We start from the raw sequence: 17,906 nt of genomic DNA, 5'->3' as shown, positions 1-17,906 counted from the left end.
ATTTCCGATTGAACGACTCTACTTATAAGGACCGCAATGAATACCAACGAATCAACTAACACCGTCGCTCACATGCTCGATACCGTATTGGAGATGCTGCTACTGAAGAATGATGCAGCTCTTTCTCGGGTAATCGAAGTCGCGCCGCCAGTCATCAGCAAGGTACGCAACGGCGTGCAACCACTCGGTTCTACGTTGTTGGTAAAGCTGCATGAAATCACGGGTATGACTACGAGAGAAATCAAATCGCTGGCTGGACTCGAGTAGCACCAACATGAGACTTAATTGCGCCCATGAGCTCGAGATTGCAAAGGCGGCGGTTGCTACAACCCTGCTACAGAGCGATTGGGATGAGTTCCGTCAACAATCGACCGACCTACTACACAACCATCGTCCCAAGCGTCACCTGGACTATCAAAAGTGGTATTGCTATGAGAAAAAAACACCTGCATCCCAGCGACGCGAATGTCGGCACCAAGCCTGGAAATATATCCGATATACGAATACGGTACTCCTGGTTGCGCTGGTTCATCGTCGCAAACAGGAAGTACATGAATTTCAAAGCCTTTGTACTCAATTACCTGCCACATGGCCAGCTCCCAATGAAGGACCATTACTCTTGAATCGAGCCCGCATGTTGAAGTTACTTAATGCCGTCGATGAGATCTTTCGCAAACGCCGTTCCCTGATCACGAGCTGCGTTCCAGGTATCGGACGACTCAACCGCCGGCGATTGCAGCGATACCTCGTCAACCAAAGCTGCCCAACGATATTTATCACCATTAGCGATCGTGCTCGCGATTTTAATTTGCGCCCTTCGCGCTCGGTCTCAATTGTGGCATTTATATTCCACAAATAGTTTTCCATGAAAATTTACCATGATAAACAGCCATTTCATACTGTTAAAAATACAACCAATCATACCCCGAAATGAGGCCAATAAAAAATGACAGAAAACATAACAGGAGCAGTGTCGCTCAAGGTGCTGGCAGAACGCAAAGCTGACGGTGTCCAGAAAACCACTCGATTCCAGGTTGATCCCCGCATCATCGAGATTGAACCAGGATTCAACGGACGCCCAATCGATCAAGAACATGTTGATTCGATCAAGGCATCGATCAAAGCCGGTGCTGAACTGGATGCATTGGTTGTGCGCGTCGACGACGGCCGAATCATTCTGGTCGACGGCCACCATCGCCTGACAGCAATCCTGCAGTTGATCTCCGAGGGCTTAGAAATATTGCGGATCGATGCGCGCCAGTTCCGCGGCAATGACGCCGAGCGCATCGCCCACATGCTCACCAGCGCGCAGGGGAAGCCGCTAACACCTCTGGAACAAGGTTTGCAGTTTCGGAAACTGGTCGGATTCGGCTGGACAAATCAAGAAGTAGCATCAAAGGTTGGGAAATCCGTGAATTACGTTTCGCAGATGCTGACGTTGGCAGAGTCCAACAGTGACGTGCAAGGCATGGTGGCGCGCAAAGAGGTTGCGGCTCATGTCGCTCTTGAGGTCGTGAAAAAGCACGGCAGCGGTGCCGGCAAAGTACTTGCGGGACATTTAGAGACGGCCAGATCCGCAGGAAAAACCAAGGTGACAAAAAAAACTGTCACGCCCACCGAGCAACCTACGCCTCGACCAATTTACGGTGACCTGCTGGATACACAGCGCCTCGATTATCTGATCGATCAGAAAGCAGTTGTTTTCCATGGCGAAAAAACAGTACACGGCGAAACCAAGAAGGGCTTCTGGCTATTGTGGCCGAATATTGACGAAACGCAGCCTGATGCTTTCGAAAGTCCTCGCGCCGCCATCGACGTCGCCATGCAATCCCAAGCGGAGAAAGAAAAAGACGATGATTACAATTTTGCCTGACGAATTCGTAGCGTTGCGCCGCATGAAGGATTGCTTCGAAGATGGCGAAGGTCACAATGTCGCCACGCCGATGGTCCAGCGCCTTGCACGCTTAGGCCTCATCCATAGAACACATGCGCAGCACTATGAGTTTACTGAATTCGGCCGAGCCGTCGTACAACACGGAAATTATCCAGCAACTGGATTAGGTAGCGATGACACTCTGCGCATAGATTGGCTAGATGCGCAGGAGCATATCCACGCACATCAATGGCAGCGCGGTCCGCGAGGCACTCCAATAAAGACTAGCTTCTATGATCGAAATTATGTGTTGATTGCTGAGGGCATATCGCTGCGCCATGCCATCGATGCGGCCATGCAATCACAGCGGGGTTAGCCATGAATATCCAACCTCGCTATATACGGTATCGCGATGCTCCTGGATACCTGGGCATGGACCGTAATCGATTCGATGTCGAGGTACGTCCCGACATGACTGAAATACCTATCGGCGAACGTGGCATCGGGTTCGACCGGCTTGACTTAGACGCATGGGCAGACGATTATAAGAATCGCAACGGGCGTCCAAGTCGCAAATTAAAGGAAGTAGCGACATGCGCACAAGAACCAAAGGCATACAATCCGCCGAAAATGGCGAGAAAATTATCAACAAGCAGTACCAGGGACGGCGGATATTTGCCCGACTTGGAGCAGTCAGCCAGGACGAAGCCGAAGTTTGGCTCCGGCAGGAACAAAACAGAATCGACGCAGAAAGTAAAAGATCTTCTGAACGTCTGTTCTGCGATGCGGCGGAACGCTATCTCTTAGAGTGCCAACGCAAAGATGTCAGATCGATGGACGATATTGTTTGGCATCTTAAAATGATTTTACCGTTTATCGGTACTCGACCGCTCCCGCTGATTCACTCGGGAACAATGGATGAATTCAGATATCACCGATTAGAAGTCGATAAAGTTTCACCGACGACGGTAAATCGAACGTTGGAAGTAGTAAGAACCGTGCTTGTAAGAGCTGCACGGGTGTGGCGTGGGGATGATGGCCTGCCGTGGTTGCCGTCAGCCCCTCTGATCGAGATGCTGCCAGAGAAGCGCAGGCAGCCCTACCCGATCACTTGGGAGCAGCAGGCAAAGCTTTTCGCCGAACTGCCATCCCACTTGCAACAAATGGCTCTATTTGCTGTAAATACAGGTTTGCGTGACGAAAATATCTGCGGGTTACAGTGGTCTTGGGAACGATATATTCCGGATCTCAAACGCAGCGTCTTTGTAATCCCGCCAGAGGTATTCAAAAGCAATCGATCCCACGTTGTAATTTTGAATGATGTGGCTGCCAAAGTGATAGATGCATGCCGGGATATTCACCCTGAGTTTGTTTTTACCTACAAGAAACAAGTTAAAAACAAGAAACTCAAGGAACATGAACCGGACAGGGTCGGCACTATCAACAGCAATGCCTGGCAGAAGGCACGGAAACGAGCTGGCCTTGAGCAAGTGCGTGTCCATGATTTACGACACACATTTGGGCAGCGCCTGCGTGATGCTGGCATCCTTTCCGAGGATCGAGCAGTATTGATGGGCCATGCGGTAAACAATATGTCGGAGCACTACGCTACGCCGACAATTGCACGGCTTATCGAGATGGCAAATCTTGTGCAGAAAACGCGGGATACCCCCACGTTGCTCAGGGTGGTCAACGGATAGTCGCGCAAAAAGTCGCGCACAAAGAAAAAGGACCTAGAAGATTTCTCTTCTAAGTCCTTGATCTTACAGCTTAAATATGGTCGGAGTACAAGGATTCGAACCTTGGACCCCCTGGTCCCAAACCAGGTGCGCTACCGGGCTGCGCTACACTCCGAGAAGCAAGATAATAAACAGTATTCCGATTTTTGTCAAATTTTTATACAGGAAAATTTTTAAATTTTGCTGCAAAAACCAACCCAATAACGGTACCGCCAACAACTTATCTGCTGAAAAACTTGAGAGACGGATTAGACCAGATTTCAGAAAAATATGCGACAAAAAAACCGTCTTTTTCGACAAATATTCAAACTTTTTTCAGTTCTGCTTAATACGTCAGCAAATTTGTAAAAAAGCTGCCGATGTTTTAAGCAAATCGACAGCGCAAAATCATTTACAGATTTATCCGACAGGATTTCAATCCTGTCGCAAGGCCAATTGCGCGCGTTGAAAAATGACTTTGAAACGACTGCCCTTGCCATATTCGGAAGAAATTTCCAGGCGGCCGCGGTGTCGCAATAAAACATGCTTCACGATCGCCAGCCCGAGACCCGTTCCCTGCGTCGCGCGCGAGCGGGTTTTATCGACGCGATAGAAGCGCTCGGTGAGCCGGCTCAAATGTTCTGCGGCGATGCCGATGCCATCGTCGGCCACGATCAAGGCCGCACTATCGTCCTCCATGGCCCAGCTGACATCGATGCGGCCGCCGTCGGGTGTATAGCGCACCGCATTCGACAGCAAATTCACAAATGCGCTTTCCAGTTCGTCGTGATTGCCTTTCAGGTCGACCTCCTGCACCTGCCGCAAAGTGATGCTGTGCTTGCCGCCCGACAGCGCCCTCGCCTCTTCTACGATGCGGGTGAGCAGGGGCTTGATGCGCACCGTGTCGCCGGAGGGCGGCTGCACCAGCGATTCCAGCCGTGTCAGCGTCAGCATGTCGGCCACCAGCCGCTGCATGCGCTGCCCCTGCTCCGCCATCAGATGCAGCTGGCGCTGGCGGGTTTCCTCGCTCATTTCGCTGCTCAGCGCATGCTCCAGAAAACCGTTGATGACCGTCAGCGGCGTGCGCAGCTCATGCGATGCATTGGCGATGAAATCGCGCCGCATGGTATCCATTTTTTCATTTTGCGTGACGTCGTGCGTCACCAGGATCTGGCGCCGGCTTTCGAAGGAAATCAGCTGCACCAGGATTTTCCGATCGTGGTGCATGAAAGGCAAAGGCTGTTCGAACCGGCCCGACAGCATGTAGTCGACGAAATCCGGAGAGCGGATCAGGTTGGTCAGCAAACGTCCTTCATCGCGCTTCAGGTCCAACCCCAGATGGCTCTGCGCCGCCGGATTGCACCACTCCAGATGCATGACGCCGTCGACAATCACGACGCCGTCCGGCAGCAGGCTCATGGCTTGGCGGAAGCGCGCCAGCCACTCCGCCATTTCGGCGCGCGAGCGTTCGTCTTCATGGCGGATGTCTTCCAGCGCCGCGAATGCATGCGCCCACAAGCCCCATGTCTTCGGCCGCGGCCTGCCGACCGGAGCGTCCAGCCATTGTTCGATCTGATAGAGCGAGCGCATCTGCAAAAACAACAGGCTCGCCAGCGACAAGCTGTAGAACAGCAGGCCGGCGACTGCGCCGAAGGCAGCCCCTACCGCCACTGCAATCAAGGACAAGAGGCCAAACCAGAGCAGCGCCGGCACCCAGAATTTGCGTGCGCTGCGCGTGCTGGCGACCAGCATGATCACGCTGCAGGCTCAGCGTTGAGCTTGTAGCCGACGCCGCGCACCGTCTTGACGTAATCGGCGGCCAGGCCGAGCGATTTGCGCAGGCGCATGATGTGGACGTCGACCGTGCGTTCCTCGATAAAAGTATGGTCGCCCCAGACTTTATCGAGCAATTGCGCGCGCGAAAAAATCCGGTCGGGATGCGCCACCAGGAAACGCAACAGCTTGAATTCTGCCTGGTCCAGTTCCACTTCCCGATCGTCGACAGTGACCTGGTAGCGGTCGGTATCGATGCGGATCAAGCCGTGCGTCAGCAGGCTTTGCCCGAGCTCCGGCACTTTGCGCCGTAGCAGCGCCTGGATGCGCGCGATCAGTTCCTTCGGTGAAAACGGTTTGGTGACATAGTCGTCGGCGCCCGCGTTGAGCCCCCTGACCTTGTCTTCATCCATGCCCTTGGCCGTCAGCATGATGACCGGCAGCGTGGCGCTGCGCGGCTGGCCGCGCCACTCCTGCAGCAATGCCAGGCCGGAGGTATCCGGCAGCATCCAGTCCAGCAATACCGCCTTGGGCAAGACACCGACGATAGCCTGACGCGCCTCGGCGGCGCTATACGCAATCTCACAGGAAAAGCCTGCGTCGTCGAGCGTAAAGCGCAGCAGCTCGGCAATGCCTGGTTCATCTTCGACAATCAGAATGTGGGTTTGATATTTCGACATCAGGCATTAACTCTATTCAATCCAGCAATTCAGCAACTCGGCAGCAGTTCAGGCGCCCACTTTATCCGCAATCCGGCGCGCCATCGCTTGCGCCAGGTCGGCCCCCTTGGCTTCCACCATGACCCGGATCAGCGGCTCGGTGCCGGAGGCGCGGATCAACACGCGGCCGTTGTCGCCCAGCTCGCGCTCCACGGCTTCTTTCTCCGCCACCATCGCGGGATTCTTTTTCCAGTCGAAACCCGCAGCGACTTTGACGTTGATCAGCGTCTGCGGATAGAGTGCGATATCGGCCGTCAGCTGCGCCAGGGTTTCACCGGTGCGCTTCAGTGCCGACAGCACCTGCAGGGCAGAGACGATGCCGTCGCCGGTGGTGTGCTTGTCCAGGCACAGCAGATGGCCGGAGCCCTCGCCGCCAAGGTTCCAGCCGCGCTCCTTCATCACTTCCAGCACGTAGCGGTCGCCGACATTGGCGCGCGCAAACGCGACGCCCATGTTGCGGAACGCTACTTCCAGCGCCATATTCGTCATCAGGGTGCCGACCGCGCCTTTCACCGGCCCGATCTTCATGCGGTCCTTGACCATCACGTAGAGCAGCTCGTCGCCGTTGTAGATACGGCCCGTCGCATCGACCATCAGCAGGCGGTCGGCATCGCCGTCCAGCGCGATGCCAATATCGGCGCGATTGGCGCGCACTGCCAGCGCCAGCGCATCCGGCGCGGTAGCGCCAAAACCGGCATTGATGTTGAAGCCGTTGGGCTGGTTGCCGATGGCAATCACTTCCGCGCCCAGTTCGTGGAACACATGCGGCGCGATATGATAGGCGGCGCCGTGGGCGCTATCGACCACGATCGTCAGGCCGCGCAAATCCAGCTCGTTAGGAAACGTGCTTTTGCAGAATTCGATATAGCGTCCGGCGGCGTCGTCCAGTCGCCTGGCTTTGCCCAGCTTGTCGGAGGCGACGCAGTCCATGGGCAGCTCCAGCGCCTCCTCGATCGCAGTCTCCACCGCATCCGGCAGCTTGTTGCCTTGTGCGGAAAAGAACTTGATGCCGTTGTCTTCATACGGGTTGTGCGAAGCCGAAATCACCACCCCGGCCGCCAGGCGCAGGGCCCGCGTCAGGTACGCAATGGCCGGCGTCGGCATCGGGCCGGCCAGCATGACGTCGACGCCGGCGGCGGCAAAGCCGGCTTCCAGCGCCGCTTCCAGCATGTAGCCGGAAACCCGGGTGTCCTTGCCGATCAGGACAGTCGGCCTGCTGCCCGCTTTCGCCTGCGCCAGCACCTTGCCGGCGGCGTAACCCAGCTTCATGACGAAATCAGGGGTAATCGGCGCCACGCCTACGCGGCCACGGACACCGTCGGTGCCAAAATATTTTCTTGTCATTTCAACCTTCTGTCAGTTTTCGTGTGAATCGCAATCACATTGCTGTTGATATATTCGCTGCGTGCCAGACCTTGAGCGCATCAACCGTCTCCGCCACATCGTGCACCCGCACGATCCGAGCGCCCTGGGCCACCGCCGCCAGCGCCGCCGCAAGACTGCCCGCCAGGCGCCGCTCGACCGGCTTCCCGGTGAGCTCGCCCAGCATCGACTTGCGTGAGATGCCCGCCAGCAGCGGCAGGTCCAGCCTGCGCTGGATATCGCCTATGCTTTGCAACAATGCAACATTATGCGCCAAGGTCTTCCCAAAGCCAAAGCCTGGATCGATACTGATGCGATTTCTTGCAACACCGGCCAGCTCCAGGACAGTAACGCGCTCGCTCAAAAAGGCGCTGACTTCGGCCACCACATCCTGATATTCGGGCCGGGCTTGCATGGTTTGCGGATCCGCCTGCATATGCATGACGCACAAGCCGCAATCGCTGTCGCTCACCGCCTCCAGCGCGCCAGCGCCGCGAAAGCCGTTGATATCGTTGATCAGGTCGGCGCCGGCGACGATCGCCTCGCGCATGACTGCCGGCTTGTAGGTATCGATGGAAAGCGGCTTGCCGCAATCGCGCAAGGCGTAGATCGCCGGCATGACGCGATCCAGCTCTTCTTCCAGCGACAGCGCCGGACTGCCGGGGCGGCTCGATTCGCCGCCGATGTCGATGATATCGACGCCGTCGGCAATCATCTGCTCCGCATGCGACAAGGCAAAATCCAGCGCATGGAATTTGCCGCCATCGGAAAACGAATCGGGCGTGACATTGAGAATGCCCATCACCAGCGGCAGCGCCTCGGGCGTATTGACCGGCAGCCGGTAGCGGCCGCATTGGAAAAATTGTTGCATAGTGAGTGAGTTATATTGGTTCTGGAAAAAGCTTGCTTGAGGCGGACAGATTTATCATGGACGAGATAGTTTCAACCATCGTCACAAAGCCTGCGCTCAAATAAAAAGGGTGAGGATCGCTCCTCACCCTTGCTGCTCAATCTTTCTGGCATATCGCGCGTTCACAAGCTACGCCGGCCAGGCGTGGTTAGCGGATCAGGCCGGCGCAGTGGCGCTCGGCGACACGCCGCCGGATGAACTGTCGCTAGGCGCCTTGCGCACCGAGCTGCCAGCCTTCGGCAAACGCGGCTCCAGGCCTTCCATGATGTCGTTGATCTGGTCGGCATCGATGGTTTCCCAGTCGAGCAAGGCCTTGGTCATGGCTTCGACCTTTTCCTTGTTTTCTTCCAGCAGGCGGCGCGATAACGCGTACTGCTGATCGAGGATGCTGCGGATTTCCGCATCGACCTTTTGCTGAGTGGCTTCCGACACGGTCTTGGATGACATGCGGCCGAAGTAAGCGTCTTGCTCAGTATCTTCGTAGACCATGGTGCCCAGGCTTTCCGACATGCCGTAACGGGTCACCATAGCGCGCGCCAGCTTGGTGGCACGCTCAAAATCGTTGGAAGCGCCGGTAGACATCTGGTGCATGAAAATCTCTTCGGAAATACGGCCGCCGAACAGGATGGCGATCTCTTCCAGCATCTTGTCCTTGTACATGTTGACGCGGTCGTGCTCAGGCAGCTGCCAGGTCAGGCCGAGCGCAAAGCCGCGCGGCATGATGGTGACCTTGTGCACAGGATCAGCCTTGGGCAATAGCTTGGCGACCACGGCATGACCGGATTCGTGATACGCGGTATTGCGACGTTCTTCTTCTCGCATGACTGCCGATTTGCGCTCAGGACCCATGACGATCTTGTCCTTGGCATCCTCGAAATCCTGCATCTCCACCAGGCGCTTGGCGCGGCGGGCAGCAAACAGAGCTGCTTCATTGACCAGGTTGGCCAGGTCGGCGCCCGAGAAACCAGGGGTGCCGCGCGCCAGGATATCGGCCTTGACGTCAGTCGAAATCGGCACCTTGCGCATGTGCACATTCAAAATCTGCTCACGGCCGCGGATATCCGGCAAGCCGACCACCACCTGGCGGTCGAAACGGCCCGGACGCAGCAAGGCTTTGTCCAGCACATCGGAACGGTTGGTGGCGGCGATCACGATCACGCCGGAATTAGCTTCAAAGCCGTCCATCTCGACCAGCATCTGGTTCAAGGTCTGTTCGCGCTCGTCGTTGCCGCCGCCCATGCCGGCGCCGCGATGACGGCCGACCGCATCGATTTCATCGATGAAGATAATGCAGGGAGCGTGCTTCTTGGCGTTTTCAAACATGTCGCGCACACGGGAGGCGCCGACACCGACAAACATTTCAACGAAATCCGAACCGGAAATGGTGAAGAACGGCACCTTCGCTTCGCCGGCGATGGCGCGCGCCAGCAAGGTTTTACCAGTGCCTGGAGGACCAACCATCAGCACGCCGTGGGGAATGCGGCCGCCCAGTTTCTGGAACTTGGTCGGATCGCGCAGGAAGTCGACCAGCTCGGAGACTTCTTCCTTGGCTTCATCGCAACCGGCGACATCGGCAAAAGTCACGGAATTGCTGTTCTCATCCAGCATGCGCGCTTTCGACTTGCCGAACGAGAAAGCGCCGCCCTTGCCGCCGCCCTGCATCTGGCGCATGAAGAAAATCCAGACGCCCAGCAACAGGATCATCGGGAACCAGGAGATGAAGATCTGCTGCAGGAACGATGGCTCTTCCGGCTGCTTGACTTCGAATTTGACGTTGTTGTTGACCAAGTCGCCGATCAGGCCGCGATCCAGCACGGTAATGGCGGTTTTCACTTTCTTGCCATCCGAAGTGCTGGCGACAATGCTGCTGCCTTCGATCGTCGCATCGGTGATGTGCCCTGCCCTGATTTCAGTGATCAGATCGGAATAGGCAATCGGCCCTGCGCCACTGGCCAGTCCGCGCCCATCGAACTGCTTGAATACGGTGAAAAGCACCAGGGCGATGACCACCCAGATGGCGGCTTTGGAAAACATGTTGTTCACTAGAACTCCTTGGACGCGCTGCGCGCCTGACATAGGTACAGCATCGAGATATTCCTTTGATTTTACTCGGAATAGGTACAGCTTGCTAGGAGACAGGCCCGAGTTAGCGGGCCACGGCCGAAAAAATAGCTAAACAAATATTGTTTCAGCCGCTGCTGCCGGATTCCAGACTAGTCCCTTTGGCAGGATATGCGGCCGCATCCATGGGAATTCAAGGAAAAATTGCTGATTAACGTGGATTTTTCAATGTTTTCCCGAGGAGGAAGATTTCGGACGACTTATCGCGGCTGGCCTTGGGTTTCCTCGACGCCACGGTTTTGAACTCTTGGCGAAATTTCATCAGTACTTCGTTGTAGCCGGTGCCGTTGAAGCACTTCGCCAGCAAGGCGCCGGCCGGTTTCATGTGCATCTGCGCGAATTCAATTGCCAAATCGATAATTTCCTCGACCCGCGCCGCGTCGGATATGGCGATGCCGGACAGGTTGGGCGCCATGTCGGACAGCACCAGGTCCACTTTGCGCCCGTCCAGCAAGCGCTCCAGCTGGCGCACGCTGTCGGCCTCGCGGAAATCGCCCTGGATGAAATGAACGTCAGCGATAGGCTCCATCGGCAGGATGTCGAGGCCGATGATCATGCCGTGGATACCGCCGCCATCCTGGCCGGCCAGCTTGTTGCGGGCATACTGCGACCAGCTGCCGGGGGTGGAGCCAAGGTCGACAATGATCTGGCCAGGCTTGATCAGCTTGTCCAGTTCGTCGATTTCTTTCAGCTTGTAAGCAGCCCGCGCACGGTAGCCTTCTTTCTGCGCCAGCTTCACATAAGGGTCGTTAATGTGGTCGTGCAGCCAGTTTTTGTTTAATTTCTTCTTTGCCATTCGCGTAGAATACCGTTTTTAAGGAATTTTTATGTTGAAACTTACATCTGCCGAGCGTAGCGAGCTCCGTTCCCAGGCCCACGGTCTGGATCCTGTGGTCCTGATCAGCGAAGATGGCTTGAAGCCATCCCTGATGAAAGAGATCGATTTAAGCCTGAATGCGCACGGCCTGATTAAAGTGCGTGTATTCGGTGATGATCGCGAGGCACGGATCGCCATCTACGAAACTATTTGTGAAAAACTTGGCGCAGCGCCGGTGCAGCACATCGGCAAGCTGCTGGTCTTGTATCGCCCACAGAAAGACGCCGCCAAGGAACGCAGCGAAACCCGCGGCCGCGGCATGCGCGAAGTCACCATCGTCAAGCCTAGCCCGAGCGGCACCAAGCGGCCGTCGGTGACCAAGGTCATGGTCAAAGGCAATGAGCGCGTGACCCAGGGCGGCAACATCAAGCGCGCCAAACCGCGCCAGAAAAGCAGCAAGAAATCGGCATTGGGCCGTTAATTTTCACGACTTGGACCGGCCGCTTCGGCAGCCATCACATCGCAATACCAAGGGGGGGGCCGTATTCCGCTACGGCGGCGCAAGCATTCTGCCGGCGCCCTCCCCATGCTCTGAGAGGCCTTGCCTCTAGCGCAGGCTGCGCAATTTCAAGATCAATCCGACCCCAAGCAAGCCCTGGATCAGGTAAATCCCGCTGGAAACCCCGTGCAGGATGCCGAACTGGGTCCTGGCGCTGTCGCTCATGACGCCCCCTGCCAGAGCCGCTGCTTCACGCAGGCTTGCCATGAAAGGCTGCAAGCAGAAATATCCAACCACGGTGCAAGCCAGCATCAGCAAGGTGAAACGCAGCAAGGTCTTGCGCAGCGGCGCCGAATCGTCATGGGTGCGATAGCTGAACAGCAGTATCAGCAGGACGCCGCAAGCCACCGTCAGCCAGGCTTCGATGCGAAACAGGTTGCCGGCGATCGTGCCGGCCAGCACGCGATCCGCCAGGGTGGAGAACAAGACCGGCGCAACCAGGCCGCCTATCGTCCACAAACTACCGACCCACAAGGTCGCGACTAACAATCTGCATCGCACTACAAACATCGCTGCTCCCGGATTTTCCAATCGAATGCTGCATTGACGCCACCGGGCGCCATCATGGCCACGCCTTAGACGTAGCGGACTTCCAGGATTTCATACTCGCGAATGCCGGACGGGGCTTGCACGCCGACCACATCGCCGGCGGTCTTGCCGATCAGCGCGCGGGCGATCGGCGAAGTCACGGAAACCTTGGACAGCTTGATGTCGGCCTCGTCGGTGCCGACGATTTGATAAGTCACCTTGTCGCCCGATTCCAGGTCTTCCAGATCGACCGTAGAGGCGAACACTACGCGCCCGTCCGCATCCAGGGTTGCAGGATCGATAACCTGCGCGGCGCCCAGCTTCCCTTCCAGGTCGGCAATCCGGCCTTCGACAAAACCTTGCCGCTCTTTTGCCGCATCATAATCCGCGTTTTCCGAAAGATCGCCATGCGCGCGCGCTTCTGCAATGGCCTTGATGACAGCCTGGCGCTCTTTGGTCTTCAAATGATGCAACTCATCTTTCAACAATTGCGCGCCATGCTTGGTAAGAGGTACTGAGCTCATAGGGATGCTATTCAACAAATATTTAATAAGGTTTATGACGCAGGATTTATCACGTACACAATAAAAGGTCACGGAGGTCAAAAACGCACCGATGCGCTTTTGACCTCCGCAGGAACTTCTGTAGCTGAATTGTACGTTTCGGCCGCTTCCAGACAGCAAATACAGCCCGGAAGCGATTCAGGATGCGCCTAGGCGCATCCTGATCTGACCTTAGTGTAAGGTTTTATGCAGGCCTTGTAAATCATAGACATGCAACTCGTCCAGATGACGCATGCCCTCGACCGCGGCTTCTGCACCGGCAATCGTGGTATAGGTCGTGGCGCGTGCCGCCAGGGCCGAGATACGGATCGCCCGTGAGTCGACAATCGCGCTGCGCTTTTCTTCGACCGTGTTGATCACCAATGAAATCTCATTGTTCTTGATCATGTCGACCACGTGCGGACGTCCTTCGACCACCTTGTTGACGGTTTCCACAGGAATCCCGGCGGCACTGATTGCCGCCGCGGTACCCTTGGTCGCCACCACCGTGAAGCCGATCGCCACCAGATCCTTGGCAACCTGCACTGCACGCGGCTTGTCGCTGCCCTTGACGCTAAGGAAGACCTTGCCGGAACTCGGCAGCTTGACGCCGGCGCCGAGCTGCGACTTGACGAACGCCTCCCCGAAAGTTTTGCCAACGCCCATGACTTCACCGGTGGATTTCATTTCCGGGCCGAGAATGGTGTCGACGCCCGGGAACTTGACGAACGGGAACACCGCTTCCTTGACGCTGAAGTATTTCGGCACGACTTCTTCCTTGATGCCTTGGCTGTCGAGCGACTGGCCAACCATGCAGCGCGCTGCGATCTTGGCCAGCTGCAAGCCGGTCGCCTTGGAGACGAACGGCACGGTACGCGAGGCGCGCGGATTGACTTCCAGCACGAACACCACGTCCTGGCCATCGATCTGCTGAATCGCAAACTGCACGTTCATCAAACCAACCACGTTCAAGCCTTTGGCCATCAGCGACGTCTGCCGCTTGATCTCTTCGATGGTTGCCGGCGACAGCGAGTAAGGCGGCAGCGAACAAGCCGAGTCGCCGGAGTGCACGCCAGCCTGTTCGATATGCTCCATCACGCCGCCGATAAAGGTGCGCTCGCCATCGGACAAGCAGTCGACGTCGACTTCGATGGCGTCGTTCAGGAAGCGGTCCAGCAATACCGGCGAATCGTGCGAGACCTTGACCGCTTCGCGCATGTAGCGCTCGAGATCGCGTTGCTCGTGGACGATTTCCATCGCGCGGCCGCCCAGCACGTAGGAGGGGCGCACCACCAGCGGATAGCCGATTTCCTGCGCCAGGCGCAAGGCGTCTTCTTCAGTACGCGCGGTGCGGTTTGGCGGCTGGCGCAGGTTCAGGTCGTGCAGCAGTTTCTGGAAACGCTCGCGGTCTTCGGCGGCGTCGATCATGTCCGGCGAAGTGCCGACGATAGGCACGCCATTGGCTTCCAGGTCCAGCGCCAGCTTCAGCGGCGTCTGGCCGCCGTACTGCACGATCACGCCGTACGGCTTTTCCTTGTCGACGATTTCCAGCACGTCTTCCAGCGTCACCGGCTCGAAATACAGGCGGTCCGAGGTGTCGTAGTCGGTCGATACGGTCTCCGGATTGCAGTTGACCATGATGGTCTCGTAGCCGTCTTCGCGCATCGCCAGCGCTGCATGCACGCAGCAGTAATCGAATTCGATACCCTGGCCGATGCGGTTAGGACCGCCGCCCAGCACCATGATCTTCTTCTTGTCGGTCGGATTCGATTCGCACTCTTCCTCGTAGGTCGAGTACATGTAAGCCGTATTGGTCGAGAATTCGCCGGCGCAGGTATCCACCCGCTTGTAGACCGGACGGATATTCAAGGCCAGGCGCTTCAGGCGCACCGCGGTATCGGTGGTCTTCAACAGCTTGGCCAGGCGACGGTCGCCAAAGCCCTTCTGCTTGAGGCGGAACAGCGTGTCGCGGTCCAGCGCTTCCAGCGTCTGGCTGTTTTCCAGCCACAGTTCGATATCGACGATTTCCTTGATCTGCGACAGGAACCATGGGTCGATATGGGTCAGCTGATGCACTTCTTCCAGCGTGAAGCCTTGTGCGAATGCATCGCCGACATACCAGATACGGTCCGGACCAGGCTCGCCGAGTTCTTCTTCGATCACTTCGCGGTCTTGCGTCTTTTCGTTCATGCCGTCGACGCCGACTTCGAGGCCGCGCAAGGCTTTCTGGAACGACTCCTGGAAGGTGCGGCCGATCGCCATCACCTCGCCCACCGATTTCATCTGCGTGGTCAGATGATTGTCGGCGGTAGGGAATTTTTCAAACGCGAAACGCGGAATCTTGGTGACCACGTAATCGATCGAAGGCTCGAACGATGCCGGTGTCGCGCCGCCCGTGATTTCGTTGCGCAGCTCGTCCAGCGTGAAGCCGACCGCCAGCTTGGCCGCGATCTTGGCGATCGGGAAACCAGTAGCTTTGGAGGCAAGCGCCGAAGAACGCGAGACGCGCGGATTCATTTCGATGACGATCATGCGGCCATCGGCCGGGTTGACCGAGAACTGCACGTTGGAGCCGCCGGTGTCGACGCCGATCTCGCGCAATACCGCCAGCGAGGCGTTACGCATGATCTGGTATTCCTTGTCGGTCAGGGTCTGCGCCGGCGCCACGGTGATCGAGTCGCCGGTATGCACGCCCATCGGATCCAGGTTTTCGATCGAGCAGACGATGATGCAGTTGTCCGCCTTGTCGCGCACCACTTCCATCTCGTACTCTTTCCAGCCGATCAGCGATTCTTCGATCAGCAGTTCCTTGGTCGGCGAGGCTTCCAGGCCGCGCTTGCAGATGGTTTCGAATTCTTCCGCGTTGTAGGCGATGCCACCGCCGGTGCCGCCCATGGTGAACGAAGGCCGGATAATGACCGGGAAGCCGAGTTCCTTCTGCACGCCCCACGATTCATCCATGGTGTGGGCGACGCCGGAACGTGCCGAGCCGAGGCCGATCTTGGTCATCGCTTCCTTGAACTTGGAGCGGTCTTCGGCCTTGTCGATGGCTTCCGGCGAAGCGCCGATCAGCTCGACCTTGTATTTTTCCAGGATGCCATGGCGATGCAGGTCGAGCGCGCAGTTCAGCGCGGTCTGGCCGCCCATGGTCGGCAAAATCGCGTCCGGCTTTTCCTTGGCGATGATGCGTTCCACCGCCTGCCAGGTGATCGGCTCGATATAGGTGACGTCCGCCATCTCCGGGTCGGTCATGATGGTTGCAGGGTTGCTGTTGACCAGGATTACCTTGTAACCCTCTTCGCGCAAGGCCTTGCAGGCCTGGGCGCCGGAATAGTCGAACTCGCAAGCCTGGCCGATGATGATCGGGCCGGCGCCGATGATCAGAATACTTTTTAAATCACTACGCTTAGGCATTTTTATTTTTCTCCAACATCGTTTGATTCATCAATTGAATGAAACGATCGAACAAGGGGGCGATGTCATGCGGGCCAGGCGACGCTTCCGGATGGCCCTGGAAGCAGAACGCAGGCTTGTCGGTGCGGGCGAAGCCTTGCAGCGAACCGTCGAACAACGATACGTGGGTCACGCGGCAATTGGCCGGCAGGGTTGCGCCATCGACGGCGAAGCCGTGATTTTGCGAGGTGATCAGCACTTGCTTGCTGTCCAGGTCCTGCACCGGGTGATTGGCGCCATGGTGGCCGAATTTCATCTTCAGCGTCTTGGCGCCGGAAGCCAGCGCCATGATCTGGTGGCCGAGACAGATGCCGAAAGTCGGCACGCCGCGCTCGATCAGTTCCTTGGTGGCCGCAATCGCGTAATCGCAGGGTTCCGGATCGCCCGGACCGTTGGACAGGAAAATCCCGTCCGGATTGAGCGCCAGCGCATCGGCAGCCGTAGCCTGAGCCGGCAGCACGGTGATCTTGCAGCCGCGTTGCGCCAGCATGCGCAGGATGTTGAACTTGACGCCGTAGTCGAACGCCACCACGTGGTACTTGGGGGTGATCTGCTGGTCGTAGCCGCGGCCGAGACGCCATTCCGTCTCGCTCCAGCTGTAAGCCTTGGTGGTCGACACCACTTTGGCCAGGTCCATGCCAGCCAGGCCGGGAAAGCCGCGCGCCAGTTCCAGCGCCTTGGCGGTTGCCGCGGCAATGTCCGGCTCGCCGGCAACGATGGCGCCGCCCTGCGCGCCTTTTTCACGCAGGATGCGCGTCAGCTTGCGGGTATCGATGCCGGCGATGGCGACGATATTCGACTCCTGCAGATAGGCATCGAGGCTTTGGGTGGAACGGAAATTCGATACCAGGCGCGGCAGATCGCGGATGATCAGGCCGGCTGCGTGGATCTGGGAAGATTCGACATCCTCTTTATTGACGCCGGTATTGCCGATATGCGGGTAAGTGAGAGTGACGATCTGGCGGCTGTAGCTTGGATCGGTGAGGATTTCCTGGTAGCCGGTCATGGCGGTGTTGAATACGACTTCACCTGTCGTATGACCAACGGCGCCAATGGAAATACCTTGGAAAATCGTCCCATCTGCTAGCGCGAGGATGGCCGGTACGGTGAGGCCAGAAAAAAATGGCTGCAAGGGGTAACTCCTGATGTTGTTACCGCCGCTGCGCTGCGCCAAACGACCGCTATGAATCCCCAAACAGCGCCCAAACAGCGTTGATTTGACGGTTTATCAGTCTTTTTGGGACGAAATGGAAGGTGGTATGCGCTACGGCGGAGTAAATTGGGCTAAACCCTGCAATTATAGCCGACAACCACCTACCCGGCAATCTGAACCGATGCCATACCGAGGATTTTTGTATAAATAATTATGCAAGACGATTGCCGTTGATGCAGCGACAACAAACCTGACGAACGACGCCTGTCCATACCTGCTAAACCGTCAAATCTGCCAATAATTGTCAGCTTGCCGGCTTGGCATTCAAACACCGACACACACAGTTGCAGATTGCCGGGACGGCAATCCCGCCCCTTC

Annotated in this window: 16 protein-coding genes and 1 tRNA gene; 5 read left to right on the top strand and 12 right to left on the bottom strand. The window is 57.1% G+C overall.

What is annotated here, in order from left to right; all coding sequences use genetic code 11:
- Positions 1-36: 36 nt before the first annotated feature.
- Positions 37-267 carry a hypothetical protein gene (locus AC07V8_RS24020; RefSeq protein ID WP_494680750.1) on the top strand — a complete coding sequence of 77 codons (231 nt, stop codon included), beginning with the start codon at positions 37-39 and terminating at the stop codon, positions 265-267.
- 56 nt (positions 268-323) lie between these two features.
- Here AC07V8_RS24020 and AC07V8_RS24015 read toward each other — a convergent pair whose 3' ends face one another.
- Positions 324-590 (bottom strand): hypothetical protein, encoded by a 267-nt coding sequence (locus AC07V8_RS24015; protein WP_494680749.1) that lies wholly within the window; start codon positions 588-590, stop codon positions 324-326.
- A 356-nt stretch (positions 591-946) separates the two neighbouring features.
- Here AC07V8_RS24015 and AC07V8_RS24010 point away from each other — a divergent pair, with 356 nt between their 5' ends.
- The 3 genes from AC07V8_RS24010 to AC07V8_RS24000 all read left to right on the top strand — a co-directional run bounded on the left by AC07V8_RS24010 (position 947) and on the right by AC07V8_RS24000 (position 3,573).
- Entirely contained in the window at positions 947-1,873 is a 927-nt protein-coding gene (locus AC07V8_RS24010; RefSeq protein WP_494680748.1) for a ParB/RepB/Spo0J family partition protein, read from the top strand.
- Entirely contained in the window at positions 1,854-2,249 is a 396-nt protein-coding gene (locus AC07V8_RS24005; RefSeq protein WP_494680747.1) for a hypothetical protein, read from the top strand. Before AC07V8_RS24010 ends, AC07V8_RS24005 begins: the two co-directional genes overlap by 20 nt.
- A gap of 217 nt (positions 2,250-2,466) precedes the next feature.
- Positions 2,467-3,573, top strand: a complete 1,107-nt coding sequence (locus AC07V8_RS24000) for a tyrosine-type recombinase/integrase (RefSeq protein WP_494680746.1) — start codon at positions 2,467-2,469, stop codon at positions 3,571-3,573.
- A gap of 77 nt (positions 3,574-3,650) precedes the next feature.
- Here AC07V8_RS24000 and AC07V8_RS23995 read toward each other — a convergent pair.
- From AC07V8_RS23995 to AC07V8_RS23965, 7 genes are all read right to left on the bottom strand, one after another.
- Positions 3,651-3,727 (bottom strand) — tRNA-Pro (locus AC07V8_RS23995).
- A gap of 299 nt (positions 3,728-4,026) precedes the next feature.
- The gene (gene phoR / locus AC07V8_RS23990; protein ID WP_494680745.1) at positions 4,027-5,343 is read right to left on the bottom strand and encodes a phosphate regulon sensor histidine kinase PhoR; all 1,317 of its coding nucleotides are present in this window, start codon (positions 5,341-5,343) and stop codon (positions 4,027-4,029) included.
- Between the two features lie 2 nt (positions 5,344-5,345).
- The gene (locus AC07V8_RS23985) at positions 5,346-6,044 is read right to left on the bottom strand and encodes a winged helix-turn-helix domain-containing protein (RefSeq protein ID WP_494680744.1); all 699 of its coding nucleotides are present in this window, start codon (positions 6,042-6,044) and stop codon (positions 5,346-5,348) included.
- A 48-nt stretch (positions 6,045-6,092) separates the two neighbouring features.
- Positions 6,093-7,427 carry a phosphoglucosamine mutase gene (glmM, locus tag AC07V8_RS23980; protein ID WP_494680743.1) on the bottom strand — a complete coding sequence of 445 codons (1,335 nt, stop codon included), beginning with the start codon at positions 7,425-7,427 and terminating at the stop codon, positions 6,093-6,095.
- A gap of 34 nt (positions 7,428-7,461) precedes the next feature.
- Positions 7,462-8,316 (bottom strand): dihydropteroate synthase, encoded by an 855-nt coding sequence (folP, locus tag AC07V8_RS23975; protein WP_494680742.1) that lies wholly within the window; start codon positions 8,314-8,316, stop codon positions 7,462-7,464.
- A 195-nt stretch (positions 8,317-8,511) separates the two neighbouring features.
- Positions 8,512-10,398 (bottom strand): ATP-dependent zinc metalloprotease FtsH, encoded by a 1,887-nt coding sequence (gene ftsH, locus AC07V8_RS23970; protein WP_494680741.1) that lies wholly within the window; start codon positions 10,396-10,398, stop codon positions 8,512-8,514.
- Positions 10,399-10,627: 229 nt separating this feature from the next.
- Entirely contained in the window at positions 10,628-11,272 is a 645-nt protein-coding gene (locus AC07V8_RS23965) for an RlmE family RNA methyltransferase (RefSeq protein ID WP_494680740.1), read from the bottom strand.
- Positions 11,273-11,303: 31 nt separating this feature from the next.
- Between AC07V8_RS23965 and AC07V8_RS23960 the strand changes: the two genes are divergently transcribed.
- Complete coding sequence (locus AC07V8_RS23960; protein WP_211441628.1) at positions 11,304-11,774, top strand: YhbY family RNA-binding protein; 471 nt, start codon at positions 11,304-11,306, stop codon at positions 11,772-11,774.
- Positions 11,775-11,900: 126 nt separating this feature from the next.
- On the opposite strand, the gene AC07V8_RS23955 is transcribed toward AC07V8_RS23960, so the two are convergent.
- The 4 genes from AC07V8_RS23955 to carA all read right to left on the bottom strand — a co-directional run bounded on the left by AC07V8_RS23955 (position 11,901) and on the right by carA (position 17,507).
- Positions 11,901-12,362 (bottom strand): DUF4149 domain-containing protein, encoded by a 462-nt coding sequence (locus AC07V8_RS23955; RefSeq protein ID WP_494680739.1) that lies wholly within the window; start codon positions 12,360-12,362, stop codon positions 11,901-11,903.
- 65 nt (positions 12,363-12,427) lie between these two features.
- Positions 12,428-12,904 (bottom strand): transcription elongation factor GreA, encoded by a 477-nt coding sequence (gene greA / locus AC07V8_RS23950; RefSeq protein WP_092394134.1) that lies wholly within the window; start codon positions 12,902-12,904, stop codon positions 12,428-12,430.
- A 210-nt stretch (positions 12,905-13,114) separates the two neighbouring features.
- A complete protein-coding gene (gene carB / locus AC07V8_RS23945; RefSeq protein WP_494680738.1) occupies positions 13,115-16,336 on the bottom strand; it encodes a carbamoyl-phosphate synthase large subunit in 3,222 nt (1,073 codons plus the stop codon).
- Complete coding sequence (gene carA / locus AC07V8_RS23940) at positions 16,329-17,507, bottom strand: glutamine-hydrolyzing carbamoyl-phosphate synthase small subunit (protein ID WP_494680737.1); 1,179 nt, start codon at positions 17,505-17,507, stop codon at positions 16,329-16,331. The genes carB and carA overlap by 8 nt, the downstream gene beginning before the upstream one ends.
- Positions 17,508-17,906 lie beyond the last annotated feature (399 nt).

It is taken from the genome of Collimonas sp. GW821-FHT02H07 (assembly GCF_059421505.1).
Note: the sequence above shows the minus strand (reverse complement) of the source record. Positions and strands in the feature narration are given on the sequence as shown.